The sequence below is a fragment of the Paenalcaligenes sp. Me52 genome, assembly GCF_050487965.1.
Lineage (GTDB): Bacteria > Pseudomonadota > Gammaproteobacteria > Burkholderiales > Burkholderiaceae_B > Paenalcaligenes.
Genome location: NZ_JBKQFO010000012.1, coordinates 1 through 920 on the forward strand (window position 1 = coordinate 1; position 920 = coordinate 920).

Consider the following 920-nt stretch of genomic DNA (forward strand, 5'->3'; position numbering starts at 1 on the left):
GTCATCAGTTGACGAACAATACCTTCGTACTCCTGATCGACTTTTTTATCTTCACGATAAATACGTACCGCTTCGTCAATGTCCATCCGCGCGAACGCGTCCAGCACGTCGTGCAGCATCTGGATGGTATGACGGCCCAGCGACTCCAGACTTACCAGCAATGGCTGATGCTGCTGGGAGAATTTCTCCAGTGCAGTACGGCAGATTTTGTCCGCCACGTCGCCAATACGCTCCAGCTCGGCAATGGTTTTACTGATCACCATAACCAGACGCAGGTCGCTCGCCGTCGGCTGACGTTTGGCGATAATGCGCACGCAGGCTTCATCGATCGCCACTTCCATCATGTTGACGTTCTTGTCGCCTTCGATGACGCGCTTCGCCAGATCGCTGTCCTGGTTATGCATCGCGGTGATCGCATCAGAAAGCTGCTGCTCCACCATGCCGCCCATGGTCATCACCTGCGTGCGGATGCTTTCCAGTTCGGCGTTGAACTGGCCGGAAATATGTTTATTAAGATTGAGACTGTCCATAACGCACTCCTGAATCAACCGTAACGACCGGTGATGTAGTCTTCTGTTTGTTTCTTCGCTGGCTTGGTGAACAGATCGTCCGTGTTGCTGAACTCAATCAATTCGCCCAGGTACATAAACGCCGTGTGGTCGGAACAACGCGCAGCCTGCTGCATGTTGTGGGTGACGATCACCACGGTGTAATCCTGCTTCAGTTCGGTGATCAGCTCTTCAATACGCCCGGTGGAGATGGGGTCGAGCGCCGAACACGGTTCGTCGAGCAGCAGTACTTCCGGGCGAATGGCGATACCACGCGCAATGCACAGACGCTGTTGATGACCACCAGAGAGAGACTAACCGCTCTGGTGCAAATTCTCTTTGGTTTCGTTCCACAAACCGGCTTTGGTCACT

At 53.7% G+C, this 920-nt stretch carries 1 protein-coding gene and 1 pseudogene; both read right to left on the bottom strand.

Annotation, left to right across the window (positions count from 1 at the left end):
* The coding region (gene phoU, locus ACLO87_RS16675) for a phosphate signaling complex protein PhoU (protein WP_412149982.1) at window positions 1-530 on the bottom strand (530 nt) is incomplete at its 3' end.
* A 14-nt stretch (window positions 531-544) separates the two neighbouring features.
* A pseudogene (locus tag ACLO87_RS16680) lies at window positions 545-920 on the bottom strand (phosphate ABC transporter ATP-binding protein); the annotation flags it as partial.